The sequence below is a fragment of the Fretibacterium sp. genome, from assembly GCF_057312375.1.
The window spans coordinates 1-13,878 of the sequence record NZ_DBHLDX010000048.1; the positions used below are offsets into that span (position 1 = coordinate 1).

A 13,878-nucleotide genomic window follows, 5' to 3' on the forward strand; every position below is an offset into this window, starting at 1 on the left:
TGTACTACCTGCGCAAGCTGAGCGGAAAGGCCGCGCGCATCAAGGAGCGCCGCGACTTCGCGTAGAGTTTGAGCCCTTGAGTCCCCTCAAGCCCGTCAAATCGCGGGCCTGAGGGGATTTTTCGTATCCTTGCGTTCCATCCGTCAGGCGAGGAGGCCAGGGAACCAGAAGGGCTTCCCCTTGGCCTCCCTGGCCCTGTCCCAGGAGGCCAGGACCTTCAGGGCTTCGTTGGCTGCCCGAACGCTGTGATCGATGCCCGCGTATTGGAACGAGTCCTTCAGTCGGTGGGCGACGACGGCGAAAACGGCCCCTGCGCGCAGGCCGTAGATCCCGGCCAGGGTGAGGACCGTGGCGGCTTCCATCTCGAAGTTCATGACGCCCGCGCGGTTCAGGTCTTCGACCTTATGGGCTTGGGAGGACTGGGCGTACCCCTTCAGTCCTGGTCGGGCCTGGCCGCAGTAGAAGGATGCCGTCGTACAGCTGACGCCTACGTGGTAGCGGATATTGAGGCGTTCGCACGACTCCACGAGGGCGGCGGTCACCTCATAACTGGCCGCCGCGGGGTAGGACAGGTCGATGTAATCCTGGCTGGTCCCGTCCTGCCGCATGGCTCCTGAACAGATGACGAGGTCGCCGCACTCGACCTCCTCCTGGATGGCCCCGCAGGACCCGACGCGAATGAAGGTGTCGGCCCCAAGTGCGGCCAGCTCCTCCATCGCGATGGAGGTGGACGGTCCCCCCATGCCGGTGGAACACGCGGTGACGGGGACGCCCTCCAACTCGCCGCTCCACGTCCGGTGCTCTCGGTTGTCGGCTATGAAGCGCGCGCTTCCCCAACCCTGAGCGATGACCTCGACGCGGGCCGGGTCCCCCGGGAGGAGGACGTAGCGGTTCACGTCGCCCCTCCTGCAGCGAATATGGTACTGCAGGTCCCCTTCCATGACGGGCCGTTCGGCCCCGGACTTCCACTCCGAGTTCACGGTCTCCCTCTCCCCCTTTCTGGGGGCCCTTAAGCCCCTTTTCCTCTGAGCCTGCCCTGGGGTCAGAGGCTCAGGATCCTGCCCGCCCTGGCGATCGTCTCCACGATCTCGTACATGTTGGAGATGACGCCGACGCCGACGCTGTCCGTTACGCCGTAAAAATTGGTGCAGGTGCCGCACACGAGGACCCTGGTCCCCCGCCTTTCCAGGTCCTTCAGGCGGTCGCAGGTGGAGGAGTCGAAGAGGGCCAGCTTCACCCCTCCGTTCATCAGGGCCAGAACGGTCGGCGGAGTCTCAAGGCCCGCCAGCGTCTTCAAGAAGCTCTTCACGAGCACCCCTCCAAGCTCCTCGCTGCCACGCCCGAAGGTTTCCCCCGTGATGAGGACGGCAAGGGACGTGTCGTCGCGCGGAGGGGTGAGCTCCTGTCCCTTCTGGGGGATGGCTTCCAGTCCCTTTTTCTGCTTTGAGCGGGAGCGCTTCTCGCGGCGGCCGCCTGGCGCTTCCTCCACGGAGGGCTTCCGGGAGGGGACTTGGGGCTTTGGGGGCAGTCCCTCCACCTGACGCGGCTCTTCCTCCCGACGCGGCTCGCGGTGCGGCGACCCGTCGAGCGACTTGGCTTCCTGCGCGGCGGCAGGAGGGGGCGTCTGCCCTTTCGGTCCGTCGTCGGCAGCCGCTTTTTTTTCGCCGACGACGATCAGCTGTCCCTCGTCGTCCTGGAGCTGGACGCGGAGGCCCGCACCAATCAAAAAATCTCTGACGCTCGCGGCTGCCGTTGGGCTGTCAACGATCACGCGAACCTCGTCCGCCCCCTTCTCCAGCGCCTCCTTCGTCATTGCGGCCGGTTCCGGGCCGGACTTTCCGAATGCGTTCACTGTGACCATCGAGAGCATCCTCCTGCGTCTATCGCTTGAGCACTGAACTCAATTATTATAGAATGGTTGATATTATAGAATGATTGAAGAAAACTATCCAGCCGGCGGCGCGCGCCGCCGGGAGAATTTTGAAGACGTTTCAGGAGTGGGGACAAAGATGACGGTTGAGGACATCAAGCGGAAACTTCGGGCGATCCCTGGCATGGACATCCTGCTGGCGCAGGACTGGGCGAGGCCCTGGATGGAGCGGGTGGGCAGGGAAACGGTGAAGCAGGCCATCAACGGCGAGTTGACGGCCATCCGGCGCCGGATGCTCGCGGGAGGGGAGGAGGACATCTCCCCGGAGCACATCCGGGAGGTGTGCCTTGCTGTCCTGACCGAGGCGGAGAGGCCGAACCTGCGCCGCGTCGTCAACGCAACCGGGGTGGTCATCCACACCAACCTGGGCCGTTCCCTCATGGCTGCGGAGGCCGTGCGGGCGATGGAGCGCGCGGCGCGGGGGTACTCGAACCTGGAGTACAACCTGGCTCAGGGGGTTCGGGGGCAGCGCAACGTCCACGTCGAAGGACTGATCTGCGATCTGACCGGCGCCGAGGCGGCGCTCGTCGTGAACAACAACGCCGGAGCCGTCCTCCTCTGCCTCATCGCCCTGGCGCGGGGCAGGGAGGTCATCGTCTCGCGGGGCGAACTGGTGGAGATCGGCGGCTCCTTCCGCGTGCCGGACATTATGGAGTTCTCCGGCGCGAAGCTGGTGGAGGTGGGCACGACGAACCGAACGCACCTCGAGGACTACAGGGCCGGCCTGGGGGAGAACACGGCGATGCTCCTGAAGGTACACCCCTCCAACTTCCGCATCGAGGGCTTCACCGCGGCCCCAGAGAGGAAGGACCTGGCCGCGCTGGCCCACGAGCGCGGGGTGGTCTTTATGGAGGACGCCGGAAGCGGCCTCCTCGTGGACGGCGAACTGCTGGGCCTGCAGGGGGAGATGGACGTTCGGACCTCCCTGCAGCAGGGCGTAGACCTCATCACCTTCTCGGGGGACAAGATGCTGGGCGGCCCCCAGATCGGCGTCATCGCCGGAAAGCGCGCCGTCGTGAACGGCTTGAGGAAGCACCCCGTCCTCAGGACGCTGCGCGTGGACAAGATCACCCTGTCCGCCTTTGAGGCAACCCTGCGCCTCTACAGGCGCGGGGCGCTCGACGACATCCCGACGCCGGCCATGATCCGTATCCCTCCGGAGGCCCTCAGGGAGCGCGCCGAGGGCCTTGCTGCCGCCCTGCGGGGACGGGTTGTCGCGCAGGTGGAGGTGGTTCCCGTGGAGGACGCCGTGGGCGGAGGGTCCTACCCTGAGAAGCCTCTCGCGGGCTGGGGGGTCGCCGTCAGCGGACATCCGGCAGGGGGTGCGGGGCGCCTTCAGGCCCTCCTGAGGAAGGGAGAGCGTCCCGTCGTCGCCGGCGCCAGGGACGATGCGCTGGTGCTGCACGTCAGGACCCTCCAACCGGGGGACGAGGAGATCGTGGTGAGTGCCCTTGCGGCCCTCCGGCCTGAGGCCGGCCCACTCGCGGGGAAGGGGGAATGTGCCTGTGAATGAGGAGAAGGAGATTTGCCTCGTCATCGGAACGGCGGGACACATCGACCATGGAAAGACGACCCTGATCTCCGCCCTCACCGGGGTGGACTGCGATCGCCTGCTTGAGGAGAAAAAGCGCGGAATCACGATAGAGCTGGGCTTTGCCCCGCTGCACCTTCCGGACGGGCGCGTTGTGAGCGTCATCGACGTGCCGGGGCATGAGCGCTTTATCCGGCAGATGGTGGCCGGGGCCTCCGGCATCGACGCGGCGCTCCTCGTGGTGGCTGCGGACGAGGGGGTCATGCCCCAGACCAGGGAGCACCTGGCCATCATGGAGCTCCTTGGAGTGCACGACGGCCTCATCGCCATCACCAAGGCCGACCGGGTGGAGGAGGGAATGGTGGAGCTGGTTCAGGAGGACGTGGAGGAGTTCGTGCGCGGCACGTTCCTGGAAGGGAAACCCATCGTTCCCGTTTCGGCCCTGTCCGGCGCCAATTTGGACGTCTTGAGGCGGGAGATCGCGTCCCTGGTGGATCGGGTGAGGCCGCGCCCCCGCAGCGGCGCCCTGTTCCTGCCCATCGACCGGGCCTTCCCCATCTCCGGCTTCGGCACGGTGATCACGGGGACCGCCTACCGCGGGATCGCGCGTCCCGGCACGGAGGTGGAGGTGCTCCCCACCGGGAGGCAGGGGAAGGTGCGCAGCCTTCAGGTCCACGGCCATCCGGTTGACGAGGCCTGCGCGGGGCAGCGCGTGGCGGCCAACCTGACGAACGTCGCCGTGGATCAGATCGAGCGCGGCGACGTCGTCTGCCAGAGGGGGATCTACGCTCCGACGACCTGCTTCGACGCTACGATCCGGCTCCTGCCTTCCGTCCGCGAGCCGCTGCGGCACTGGCAGCGCGTTCACCTCTGCATCGGAACGTCCGAGGTCCTGGCGCGGGTGGCGCTCTTGCAGTCGAAGCAGATACGGCCGGGGACCGAGGAGCCTGCCCAGCTCGTCCTTGAGGAGCCGGTGGTCTGCACCCTGAACCAGCGGTTCATCGTTCGCTTTTACAGCCCGCTGATCACGATTGGCGGAGGCGGCGTGGTCTTTCCCTACTCCCACAAGCCCAGGGGGGCCGCGGCAAGGGCGCGGGTGCTCGCCCGAATGCGGGCGCTCCTGTCCGCCGGAACGCCCTCGGTTCGCCTGGAGCGGCTCATCGACGACGCCAGGGTGATGGACGCCCAGAGCGCAGCGGTGGCGATGCAGGAGACCCTCGCCAACTGTGCCGACATCGCGAGAAACCTCGCCGGAGCCGGAAAGATCGTGGAGCTGAAGGGGGATAAGCCGCTGTACCTTTCGCTTGCCCGCTGCGCGGAGCTGAAGGCGGACCTGAAGGACGCCGTCCTGGCCTACCAGAAGTCCTTCCCCGCCGAGGCGGGCCTTCCCCTGGACGAGGCGCTGCGGAAGGTCCCCCTGCCGGACGCCCGCGCGCTCCGTTCCCTGATCGCCCTGATGATCGAGGACGGTGCCCTGGTGCTGGACGAAAACAAGGTCCGCACGCCGGACTTTGCCCCGAAGAGCGAGGGGGAATTTCTGAAGAACAGCCAGAGGCTGGCGGAGATCTGCCGCCGGCAGGGGTGGCAGCTCCTCACGCTGGACGAACTGCGGGACGAGATGAAGCTCTCGCAGCCCGTGTTCGGTGCGCTCATCCAAAGCCTCAGGAACTCGCGCGAGCTGGCCCTCCTGCCGGGGGGCTACGTCTTGACGGCGGAGCTGGAGCGGGCGATGCAGGACATCCTGCGGGAGATCGGCGGGAACGTGACCCTGGCCGCCGTAAGGGACAGGACGCAGAGCTCTCGCAAGTTCATCCTTCCCGTGCTGGAGTACTTCGACTCGAAGGGCTACACCCGGCGCGTCGGGGACGTCCGCGTCGTAAAAGGACAGTAGCCGTGCTGATCTTTCAAGGCGACAGGGTGTTGGCGGCGCGGGACGCCCTGGCCGACCCGGAGGAGCGCCCGTCGTCTGCGCTTCGCTGCTCCTTGGACTTTCCCCGTCCCTGGCAGGAGTTGACGCCCTGGTGCGAGGTGGACGAGGCGTTTCAGCCTCCGGCGGGGTCGGAGTGGCTGGGGCTGCGTCAGGTCTGGGGAAAGTTCGGCGACGGCCCCTTTGCGCGGGCTGGGGCCGCGTGGCAGTACATGAGCTGGTGGGGGAACGTCCGACTCTGCTCCTTCTGCGGCGCGCCCCTCGTGCCCCGCGAGGAGGACAGAGGACGGCGCTGCGTCGAGTGCGGGCGCACGTTTTACGCGCCGCTCTCCCCGGCGATCATCACGGCCATCGAGCGGGAGGGGAAGCTCCTTTTGGCCCACAACCTGAACATGCCTGCGGGGCGCTTCAGCGTCCTCGCCGGCTTTGTGGAACCCGGAGAAACGCTGGAGCAAACGGTGTCCCGCGAGGTGATGGAGGAGGTGTCCATCGAGGTCCAGGACATCCGCTACTTCGGCAGCCAGTCCTGGCCCTTTCCGTGTTCGCTGATGTTGGGGTTCACGGCCCGCTGGAAGGGAGGGGAGCTGCGCCCCGATGGGGTGGAGATCGGGGAGGCCGGCTGGTTTGCGCCGCAGGACATCCCGAAGGGCATCCCCAACTCCGCGAGCATCTCCAGACGGCTGATCGACCACTTCATCGCGACGCACAGCCCAGGCTGCCCGCGGCCTTGACGTGTAACGAGGAGGCAATAAAGATGTTGTTTGGATTGATTGCCGTGATGCTCCTGGCTGCGGCGAGCGCGTTTCTCTCCCTGGCGGAGATATCGCTGGCGGCTTCGAGCAGGGTCAAGCTACGGCCGCTTGCGGAGAAGGGAAACCTTCAGGCCGCGAGGGTCCTGTCGTTTCAGGACCAGCCGGGCCTGTTCTTCACGACGGTTCAGATCGGGCTGAACTTCGTGGCGATCCTGGCGGGCATCGTGGGGGACGCATCCTTTGCGCCCCTGATCCTGGCGCGCCTTCCCGAGGCCATCCCCGGCCCCGTTCGCGCCCAGATCGCCTCCGCGCTCCCCTTCTTTGGGGTTACGATCTTCTTCGTCGTGTTCGCGGACCAGATCCCAAAGCGCATCGCCATGGCCATTCCGGAGAGGACCTCGGTCAGGACGATCGACGGCATGAGGCGCCTCATCTTCTTCTGCGGCCCGATCGCCCGTATGCTCAACGCCGTGAGCAGCGCCATCTACAGCTTGATGGGCTTCCCGGAGAAGAGGAAGGACGACATCACCTCCGACGACCTCTACGCCATGGTAGAGGCAGGGACGGTGGCGGGGGTGCTCCGCAAGCAGGAGAAGGACCTGATCGGCAACGTCTTTGAGCTGGATGTGCGCACGGTCCCGTCCGCCATGACCGCAAGGGAGAGCATCGTCTACTTCGACCTGCACGAGGACGAGAGCAGCATCAAGGACAAGATTGCCCAGGAGGCCCACTCCACCTATCTGGTGTGCGATAAGGACATCGACCACATCGTCGGCTACGTGGACTCGAAGGAGCTCCTGGAGCGCGTCATCAAGGGCCAGCGCCTGGCCCTTGACAGCGGGTTCGAGATTCGTCCGCCGCTCATCCTCCCCGACACCCTGACGTTGGCGGAGGCGATGGACCACTTCAAGGGGAGGGGGGAAACCCTGGCCGTCGTGCTGAACGAGTACGCGCTTGTCGTGGGGATCATCACGCTGCAGGACATCATGCTGATGCTGATGGGGCGGCTTGTCGGAGAGGAGGAGCAGATCACGAAGCGGGACGATACGTCGTGGCTGTTGGAGGGGGCCACCCCCATCGAGGACGTCAAGCACGTCCTGAAGCTCGACGCCTTCCCCGACGAGGAGAACTACGAAACGATCGGCGGCTTTATGACGTACATGCTCCGGCGTATCCCTCACCGCATGGACTTCGTCGCCTACGGAGGGCACAAGTTTGAGGTCATGGACATAGAGAGCTATCGAATCGGGCAGATCCTGGTGACGCGCCTGCAGGTCAGTGCGTCGAATGGAGCGGAGGGCGCAGATGCGGCGCCCCCTCAATCGAGCGCCCTGCCCACAGGGGAGATAGACGAGGGGGCAGAGTGATCTGGACCCCCGCGGAGAGCAGGGAGGGAAAAAGTGCGGGGAGGGGGCTTGACGGGCTTCCTCCCCTTGTTTTAGGAACGCGTCAGCGAAGGTAGGGGATGGGGTTGACGGGCTTGCCGTTGACGCGGACCTCGAAGTGCAGGTGGTTCGTCGTGGCGCGTCCCGTGCGCCCGACGTTGGCGATGACCTGTCCCTCTTGCAGTTGCTGGCCGACCCTCACGGTGACCTTCTGGCAGTGCGCATAGAGCGTCTGAAGCCCGTTGCCGTGGTTGACGAGGACGAAGTTTCCGTACCCGCTGTAGCACGGCGTTTTGCTGCTCCCCGTTCGGGCGACGACGCCGTCCTTTGCCACGCGGATGACGGTGCCGGCTGGCATGGGGATGTCAATTCCATCGTGTTTCCTTGAGCCGCGCTTCCCAAAGCCGGAGCTGATCGCGCCGTTGACGGGCCAAAGCATCTTTTTCCCCCGGAGGCCGGCGGAGGGAGGGACGTCCTTGGAGGGTGGCGTTTCCGGAAACGTGGGGAACAGGAACGAGCGGTTCAAGTCCGCCATGGACGGTGTCCTGGGCGCTGCGCTCTTGGGCAGGCGCACGATGGCTACCGAATCGCCTGAGATCACGAGCCTCATGGGGCCGTTGCCCGAATCGCCGTCCGGGGAGAGGAGGAGGAGCGGGGCAGTTTTCGCCTGCTTTTTCCCGCCTTGGACCTTGGCGTTTTTATCGTCTGTCACCTTGCCCGTCGTGGGGGTTTCGCGCTTGCCGCCCTCTGCTGCGCGCCCTGCGGCAGGATCCTTGAGGCTTGGGGCAGGTGCAGGTGCTACGGGGGCCTTGCTGATAGCGTTCTGCGGGGCAACAGGAGGCGTCTTGCCGCCTTCGGGGGCTGGAGCAGGCTTTGCGCCCGTCGCCTGAGGGACGGGGGGCGTGGGCCTGAGCGAAGCCGAAACGGGAGGGACGCCGCTGGCTCCCCGCGCCCGCTCCGCAACTGCGGCGGACGTCGTCTTGACCAGTGCTTTTGGCTGCCATGCGCCCTGGTGCTGCCACAGGGAGAGCACGTCCGTTCTGGATTTCGGAAGGTAGAGCACCTTCCCCGGAGTGAGGTCGCTTACCGTGCAGTTGTTCGCCCACAGGACGTCGGCTGAGGAGAGGTCGTGGAGGAGGCAGAACTTGTCGAGGCTCTCAAGGCTTCCTGCGACGTCGTCGGACAGGGTCAGGCTCTCCCACTTTGCCGCGCAGGCCTCTCTGACGCAGCAGGTCAGGAGCGCGAGCAGCGCGGCTGCGGCATAGAGCGTCCATGCACGGGAGGGCCCTCGTTCTCTTTCTTTTTTACGATTGGTGGACATTTATTAAAACCGCCCCTCTGTACCGTTTAAGTTCAGTGGAGCTCATTATTGCAGAAAAGAATGGATTTGGGGAGGCGGTTTTTTCGTAGAGGCAAAAAGTTTTCCCTCCCTGCACAAAAGTCCTGAAAGTCCCGCTTCCCGCGCAGCTCAGGGCGGCGCGCCTTGTGTCGTGCTCCACGCAGTTTGACGGAGGGGCACGCTCATATTAAAATGTGTTGCAGAGAGTAGGGAAGGCGTGCGTGCTCTTTGGACGGAGGCGAGAGGCAGGACAATGAAGATCTCCCTGGATCAGACAGCGTGTATAGGCTGTGGGCTCTGCGTACAGATCAGCCCCGAAAATTTCGCCTTGGACGAGGGGAAGGGGACGGCAAAGGTCGTCAAGGCGGAAACGGAGGATGAATCTGCAAGGGAGGCTGAATCCAGCTGCCCCGTTGGTTGCATTCGAGTTGAATAACGGTTATAATTTTAAGATACGGGCCTATAGCTCAAGTGGTTAGAGCCACCGGCTCATAACCGGAAGGTTCCTGGTTCGAGCCCAGGTGGGCCCACCATGCAAATGACTGGCCTAAGCCGGTTTAGTTTATAACCCCGCTTAAGAGCGGGGTTTTTTGCTATCTTTACCTCTGTAAAAGGCCAGACAAGACCGGCCAGAGCCGCCGTATAAACGGACAAAAAACCGTACAAAGGACGTCGCCAACCAACCCCTTTGTACGGTCACAGGACAATGTAATCGGGAAGATTGCCACACCATGATAACAGAACTTCAAGCGAAAAGCGCCAAGCCCAAAGACAGGCCCTACATGATTCTCGACGACCGCGGCCTGATGCGGACCATACGGGAATATCCCTATCCCATCATGCGGGCCGCTATGCTCTTTTCGGTCCTGATCTTCGCCCGGCCCGGCGAGGTGCGAGCCGCCGAGTGGGCGGAGATCGACACGGAGCGTGTCGAGTGGCGTATCCCCGCCGAGAAAATGAAGATGCGTCGCCCGCACATCGTGCCGCTGGCCACAAAGGCCCTTGCCGCGCTGGAGGAACTGCGCCGCTCACGGGGTCGGGACGCTGGCTCTTTCCCAGCCCCGGAACGACGTCCCGTATCTTTGCTCCACGGGATATGTGTTCACCTCCTCGCATGTGTCTTATCTATTGCATATATGCATTATACTAGGGAATAAGGCACATGTGCCTTATTATTTGAAGCTCTGCGATTGTGATAAATCTGGCAAATATGCATAATTTAAGCAGGAGGGGCGACGATGGACTTCAAGGATAGATTGATACAGGCGCGGAAGCTGGCGGGGATGACGCAGTACGACTTCTGCGAGGCTGTGGGCGTGTCCGTTGACACGGTGCGACGCTGGGAGGCGGGGAAGCTGGAGCCGACGCTCTCGAAACTGTTGCGGGCAGCGGAGGTTCTGAAGGTGAACGTGGGCTATCTGGCCACGGGGAAAGAAGATGAAATCGTGTTGCGGCAGGGGGACCTCTCGCTGACGCTTCCGGCCACGTCGGAGGGTTTTGCCTTTGTGGAGGCGAAACTGCGGGAGCTGACGACGGGAGATAGGTCGCCCGCATGACGGGAGGGGAGAGAAGATGAGCGTTGAGGTGCAGGAGCGCGTGGCGCTGTGGCGGGTGCCCGACCCGACGGAGCCGCCCCTGACGCCGGAGGAGGAAGCCGACGTGGAGCGGGCGCGGGAGCGTTTCGCGCAGGGGGACTATCTGACGTTGGAGGAGCTGCGCAGGCAGGTGTCCGCGCTGTGAATTGGACGGTTGTCACGGACAGGGACGTGCTGCGGCGTCTGGCCCGCATCCCGGAGCCGGAGCGGGGGCGTCTGGTTGAGGCGATCGAGGCGCTGGAGGGCGGTCCGGAGGCAGGCGATGTCCGGCGCCTTGCGGGGCGATCGGGGTACAGGCTGCGGGTGGGGCGATGGCGCGTCCTGCTGGACATTTACGAGGACGCGCGCACCATTCACGTAACGCAGGTGGGCCCGCGGGGGGACATCTACAAAAAGTAATCCGGTGACCGTACAAGAAAACGGACAAACGTTGAGGTCCCAGCGGGGGAATCCTACGTTATTAACCGAGTTTCTGACCCTATACGGTGTCAGGTGGCACTGACGAGAGAGCCGGAAAAGCTCCGGTCAATGATAACCCCCGCCGCGAGGCGGGGTTTCATTATGTCAGAAGGAACGTGAAGGGAAGGACGAGCCGCGTTTGAGGGCGGAGGGCGGTGGGGGTGGCGGACTTCGCCAACCTCTCCTGAGGTCCGCTGCTTCAGGGCGGTTCGGCTGGTGCGGCTATAAATCTCAATCTTAGGGAAGTGACAGTCGATGAAAGTTCGCGATCTGCTGCAACGGGTGGACCGTGTTGCGCCGTTCAGCCTGGCTGAGGAATGGGACAACGTGGGCTTGATGGTGGGGGACCTGGATGCGGAGGTCAGCCGCGTCGGCATAGCCCTTGACCCCATCAGCGAGGCGATCGTGACGGCAGCGGAGCAGGGCTGTCAGGCGCTCCTGTGCCATCATCCGCTCCTGTTTCGCCCCTTGAAGAAGCTGGACCTGAACTCCGACCCCGGGCGCGCCGTGCGGGAGGCGATCAAGCGCGACGTGGCCGTCCTGGCGGCGCACACGAACTGGGACTGCGCGGAGAGGGGCGTCAATTGGGAGCTGGCCGGTCGCCTGGGCTTGATTGGGATAACGCCCCTGGACCCGAACGCGGGGCTGGGGGCGAAGGGCCGCCTTCCGGAAGCGGAGCCGCTCGACCGCTTCCTTGAGAAGGTCAGGGAGGCGTGGAACTTGACCCGCCTCGACTGTTACGCGCCTGCAAACTGTAGTATACTGCACGTGGCCCTCTGCGGCGGTGCGGGCTCGGAGTTCTGGCCTGCCGCCAGGGCCTGGGGCGCGGATATCTACCTCACGGCGGACGTCAAGTATCACGAGCTGATGGACGCGACCCGCGCAGGACTGGTCGTCGCCGTCGCGGACCATGGGGAGATGGAGCGCGTTTCCCTCCCGGAGCTGGCCCGGCGGATCGGCGTGGGGGGCGGCATCGAAACGGCATTGATTGAGGTGAGGGGACTGAGCGCCCCCATTCGCTTGTAGGAAAGCGCTGACCTGAAAAGGTGCTGAAGGCGGCCGGAGATATCAAGCTAAGGGGTTCCTTCAGCGCTTCTCTGGGATGTTGAAATCAGGCGAACGTCGATTCAATCAGGCCGCCCGTCCTTTTGGACGGGAAACGGTCGGCCGTAGATGCACGGACAGGGACGAAAGGATTGGTCTGTTTTGAAGAAGCGGGTTTTCAGCGCGATGAGGCCCACTGGGCCTCTGCACCTGGGGCACATGGCCGGGGCGCTCAGCAATTTTGTCAAACTGCAGCAGGACGGGCAGTACGATTGCTTTTACAGTTTGGCGGACTGGCACGCCCTGATGTCCAATTACGCTGAATCGGCGGAGACGGGGGAGTACTGCTACACGGCCCTGCTGGACTGGCTGGCGGTGGGGCTCGACCCGGAGAAGAGCCCGATCTTTGTCCAGTCGCACGTGCCGCAGCACGCCGAGCTGGCCCTGGCCCTGGGGATGATCACTCCCCTGGGCTGGCTATACCGCAACCCTACCTATAAGGAGCAGATCGACAACATCAAGAACAAGGACCTGAGCACCTACGCCTTTCTGGGCTATCCCGTCCTGATGGCGGCAGATATCCTGCTGTACAGGGCGAGCCTCGTGCCGGTGGGGGAGGACCAGAGCGCGCACTTGGAGCTGAGCAGGGAAACGGTGCGGCGCTTCAACAACTTCTTCGGCGAAGGGCTGCTGGTGGAGCCTCAGCCGCTCTTCACGGCGACGCCCAAGGTTCCGGGTATCGACGGGCGAAAGATGAGCAAGTCCTACGGCAACGCGCTGCAGATATCGGAGTCGGCGGAATCCATGTGGCAAAAGCTTCGGGGCATGGTGACGGACCCCGCGCGCATCAAGAGGACGGACCCGGGGAACCCCGACGTCTGCCCGGTGTGGGACCTTCACAAGGTCTTCAACCCCGACGATGAGGAGAAAAAAGAGATCGCCGAGGGCTGCCGCACGGCGGGGATCGGCTGCGTGGACTGCAAGAAACGGCTGAACGCGCACATTCAGGAGATGATGGCCCCGGTGCGCGAGCGCCGCGCCCGCTATGAGGGGAACAGGAAGCTCCTGGACGATATCCTGACCGATGGGGCGCGCCGTGCCGAAGCCGTCGCGCGGGAGACGATGGGGTCGATCTATCCTGCCATGGGGCTGCTGGTGAACCCCGCAAGGTAGCCCGGCGGAGAAGCGCCTATGGAGGCTTTTGACATCTCCGTCGAGGGGTTCTCCGGCCCTCTGGACCTCCTCTGCACCCTCGTGGAGAGCCGGCAGATGGAGGCGTCCCGCATCAAGGTGCGGCAGCTGGTGCGCATCTACGGGGTGTATCTGGCGCGCACGAAGCGCGCTTCCGTCGAAACGATCGCGGAGTTCTTCTACATGGCAGCGGGCCTTCTCCTCTCCAAGACCCGCTCCCTCCTGCCCGGCGCGGAGCCTGAGCTGGAGGAGGAGCTTGAGGTCGACGAGGAGGCCATCATGGAAACCCTCGTCCGCTACCGCCCCTATCACGCGGCGTCCCGCTGGCTGTGGGAGCGGCTTGAGGAACAGTCGCGCTGCTTCCGGCGGCCCGCTCAGGGCGCGTCGGAGGCCGATGGCGAGGAGGCTTTGGACCTCGAATACGACGTCGGGGACCTCTACTTCCTGGCCCGCGTTTGGTGGGGGGTCTTTGAACGCCACAACCGCGAACGGAGCCGCGAGCGGGAACGCCTGCTGGAGGAGGAGGCTGCCGACTGGGATGGGTTCGCCGAGGCGGCGCCGGACGAGGCGCTGATCGAGGATCGGATCGCGGAGTTGGACGGTCAGCTGGCGAGGGAGGGGACGCTCTTCCTGAGCGCGCTGTGTCGTGCCGCGCACTCGGTCAAGCTGCTGGTGGTCACGCTGCTGGCGCTCCTTGAGATGTGCCGCATGGGCAGGGTGCGCAT

At 64.5% G+C, this 13,878-nt stretch carries 15 protein-coding genes and 1 tRNA gene; 13 read left to right on the top strand and 3 right to left on the bottom strand.

From position 1 onward, the window contains the following. Positions 1-143 precede the first annotated feature (143 nt). Both ACO41U_RS07725 and yedF read right to left on the bottom strand, forming a co-directional pair. Positions 144-980: a nucleoside phosphorylase gene (locus tag ACO41U_RS07725; RefSeq protein WP_485942914.1), complete on the bottom strand. Its 837-nt coding sequence runs from the start codon at positions 978-980 to the stop codon at positions 144-146. Positions 981-1,042: 62 nt separating this feature from the next. Next, the gene (gene yedF, locus ACO41U_RS07730; RefSeq protein WP_485942916.1) at positions 1,043-1,861 is read right to left on the bottom strand and encodes a sulfurtransferase-like selenium metabolism protein YedF; all 819 of its coding nucleotides are present in this window, start codon (positions 1,859-1,861) and stop codon (positions 1,043-1,045) included. A gap of 148 nt (positions 1,862-2,009) precedes the next feature. Here yedF and selA point away from each other — a divergent pair, with 148 nt between their 5' ends. From selA to paeA, 4 genes are read left to right on the top strand one after another with little or no spacing between them, the layout of a single operon-like run. After that, positions 2,010-3,443 (top strand): L-seryl-tRNA(Sec) selenium transferase, encoded by a 1,434-nt coding sequence (gene selA / locus ACO41U_RS07735; RefSeq protein WP_485942918.1) that lies wholly within the window; start codon positions 2,010-2,012, stop codon positions 3,441-3,443. Beyond that, the gene (selB, locus tag ACO41U_RS07740; protein ID WP_485942920.1) at positions 3,436-5,352 is read left to right on the top strand and encodes a selenocysteine-specific translation elongation factor; all 1,917 of its coding nucleotides are present in this window, start codon (positions 3,436-3,438) and stop codon (positions 5,350-5,352) included. The genes selA and selB overlap by 8 nt, the downstream gene beginning before the upstream one ends. 2 nt (positions 5,353-5,354) lie before the next feature. Further along, a complete protein-coding gene (nudC, locus tag ACO41U_RS07745; protein WP_298781743.1) occupies positions 5,355-6,119 on the top strand; it encodes an NAD(+) diphosphatase in 765 nt (254 codons plus the stop codon). Positions 6,120-6,142: 23 nt separating this feature from the next. After that, on the top strand, positions 6,143-7,507 hold the full coding sequence (gene paeA / locus ACO41U_RS07750) for a polyamine export protein PaeA (RefSeq protein WP_485942922.1): 1,365 nt from the start codon (positions 6,143-6,145) through the stop codon (positions 7,505-7,507). 82 nt (positions 7,508-7,589) lie between these two features. Here paeA and ACO41U_RS07755 read toward each other — a convergent pair whose 3' ends face one another. Next, positions 7,590-8,846, bottom strand: coding sequence for a M23 family metallopeptidase (locus tag ACO41U_RS07755; protein ID WP_485942924.1), 1,257 nt, complete (start codon positions 8,844-8,846; stop codon positions 7,590-7,592). Between the two features lie 271 nt (positions 8,847-9,117). On the opposite strand from ACO41U_RS07755, the gene ACO41U_RS07760 reads away from it, so the two are divergent. The 9 genes from ACO41U_RS07760 to ACO41U_RS07800 all read left to right on the top strand — a co-directional run. Next, complete coding sequence (locus ACO41U_RS07760; protein WP_015556559.1) at positions 9,118-9,300, top strand: ferredoxin; 183 nt, start codon at positions 9,118-9,120, stop codon at positions 9,298-9,300. 20 nt (positions 9,301-9,320) lie between these two features. Next, positions 9,321-9,397: transfer RNA gene (locus ACO41U_RS07765), tRNA-Ile, on the top strand. 198 nt (positions 9,398-9,595) lie between these two features. Next, on the top strand, positions 9,596-10,021 hold the full coding sequence (locus ACO41U_RS07770; protein WP_298778294.1) for a tyrosine-type recombinase/integrase: 426 nt from the start codon (positions 9,596-9,598) through the stop codon (positions 10,019-10,021). Positions 10,022-10,102: 81 nt separating this feature from the next. Beyond that, positions 10,103-10,420 (top strand): helix-turn-helix domain-containing protein, encoded by a 318-nt coding sequence (locus tag ACO41U_RS07775; RefSeq protein ID WP_298778296.1) that lies wholly within the window; start codon positions 10,103-10,105, stop codon positions 10,418-10,420. A 16-nt stretch (positions 10,421-10,436) separates the two neighbouring features. After that, the gene (locus tag ACO41U_RS07780) at positions 10,437-10,604 is read left to right on the top strand and encodes a hypothetical protein (protein WP_298778299.1); all 168 of its coding nucleotides are present in this window, start codon (positions 10,437-10,439) and stop codon (positions 10,602-10,604) included. Beyond that, positions 10,601-10,858, top strand: coding sequence for a type II toxin-antitoxin system RelE family toxin (locus ACO41U_RS07785; RefSeq protein ID WP_298778301.1), 258 nt, complete (start codon positions 10,601-10,603; stop codon positions 10,856-10,858). The genes ACO41U_RS07780 and ACO41U_RS07785 overlap by 4 nt, the downstream gene beginning before the upstream one ends. A gap of 315 nt (positions 10,859-11,173) precedes the next feature. Further along, positions 11,174-11,944 (top strand): Nif3-like dinuclear metal center hexameric protein, encoded by a 771-nt coding sequence (locus ACO41U_RS07790; protein WP_485942928.1) that lies wholly within the window; start codon positions 11,174-11,176, stop codon positions 11,942-11,944. Between the two features lie 180 nt (positions 11,945-12,124). Further along, entirely contained in the window at positions 12,125-13,135 is a 1,011-nt protein-coding gene (gene trpS, locus ACO41U_RS07795; RefSeq protein ID WP_298778306.1) for a tryptophan--tRNA ligase, read from the top strand. Between the two features lie 18 nt (positions 13,136-13,153). Continuing rightward, positions 13,154-13,878 (top strand): segregation and condensation protein A (locus ACO41U_RS07800; protein WP_485942930.1); only part of this gene is annotated, 725 nt, incomplete at its 3' end.

Bases quoted from the DNA above. Each gene is read 5' to 3' on its own strand.
- ACO41U_RS07780 (WP_298778299.1), top strand. From the start codon at position 10,437: ATGAGCGTTGAGGTGCAGGAGCGCGTGGCGCTGTGGCGGGTGCCCGAC.
- ACO41U_RS07790 (WP_485942928.1), top strand. From the start codon at position 11,174: ATGAAAGTTCGCGATCTGCTGCAACGGGTGGACCGTGTTGCGCCGTTC.
- yedF (WP_485942916.1), bottom strand. From the start codon at position 1,861: ATGGTCACAGTGAACGCATTCGGAAAGTCCGGCCCGGAACCGGCCGCA.
- selA (WP_485942918.1), top strand. From the start codon at position 2,010: ATGACGGTTGAGGACATCAAGCGGAAACTTCGGGCGATCCCTGGCATG.
- ACO41U_RS07775 (WP_298778296.1), top strand. From the start codon at position 10,103: ATGGACTTCAAGGATAGATTGATACAGGCGCGGAAGCTGGCGGGGATG.
- ACO41U_RS07755 (WP_485942924.1), bottom strand. From the start codon at position 8,846: ATGTCCACCAATCGTAAAAAAGAAAGAGAACGAGGGCCCTCCCGTGCA.
- ACO41U_RS07760 (WP_015556559.1), top strand. From the start codon at position 9,118: ATGAAGATCTCCCTGGATCAGACAGCGTGTATAGGCTGTGGGCTCTGC.
- ACO41U_RS07770 (WP_298778294.1), top strand. From the start codon at position 9,596: ATGATAACAGAACTTCAAGCGAAAAGCGCCAAGCCCAAAGACAGGCCC.
- paeA (WP_485942922.1), top strand. From the start codon at position 6,143: ATGTTGTTTGGATTGATTGCCGTGATGCTCCTGGCTGCGGCGAGCGCG.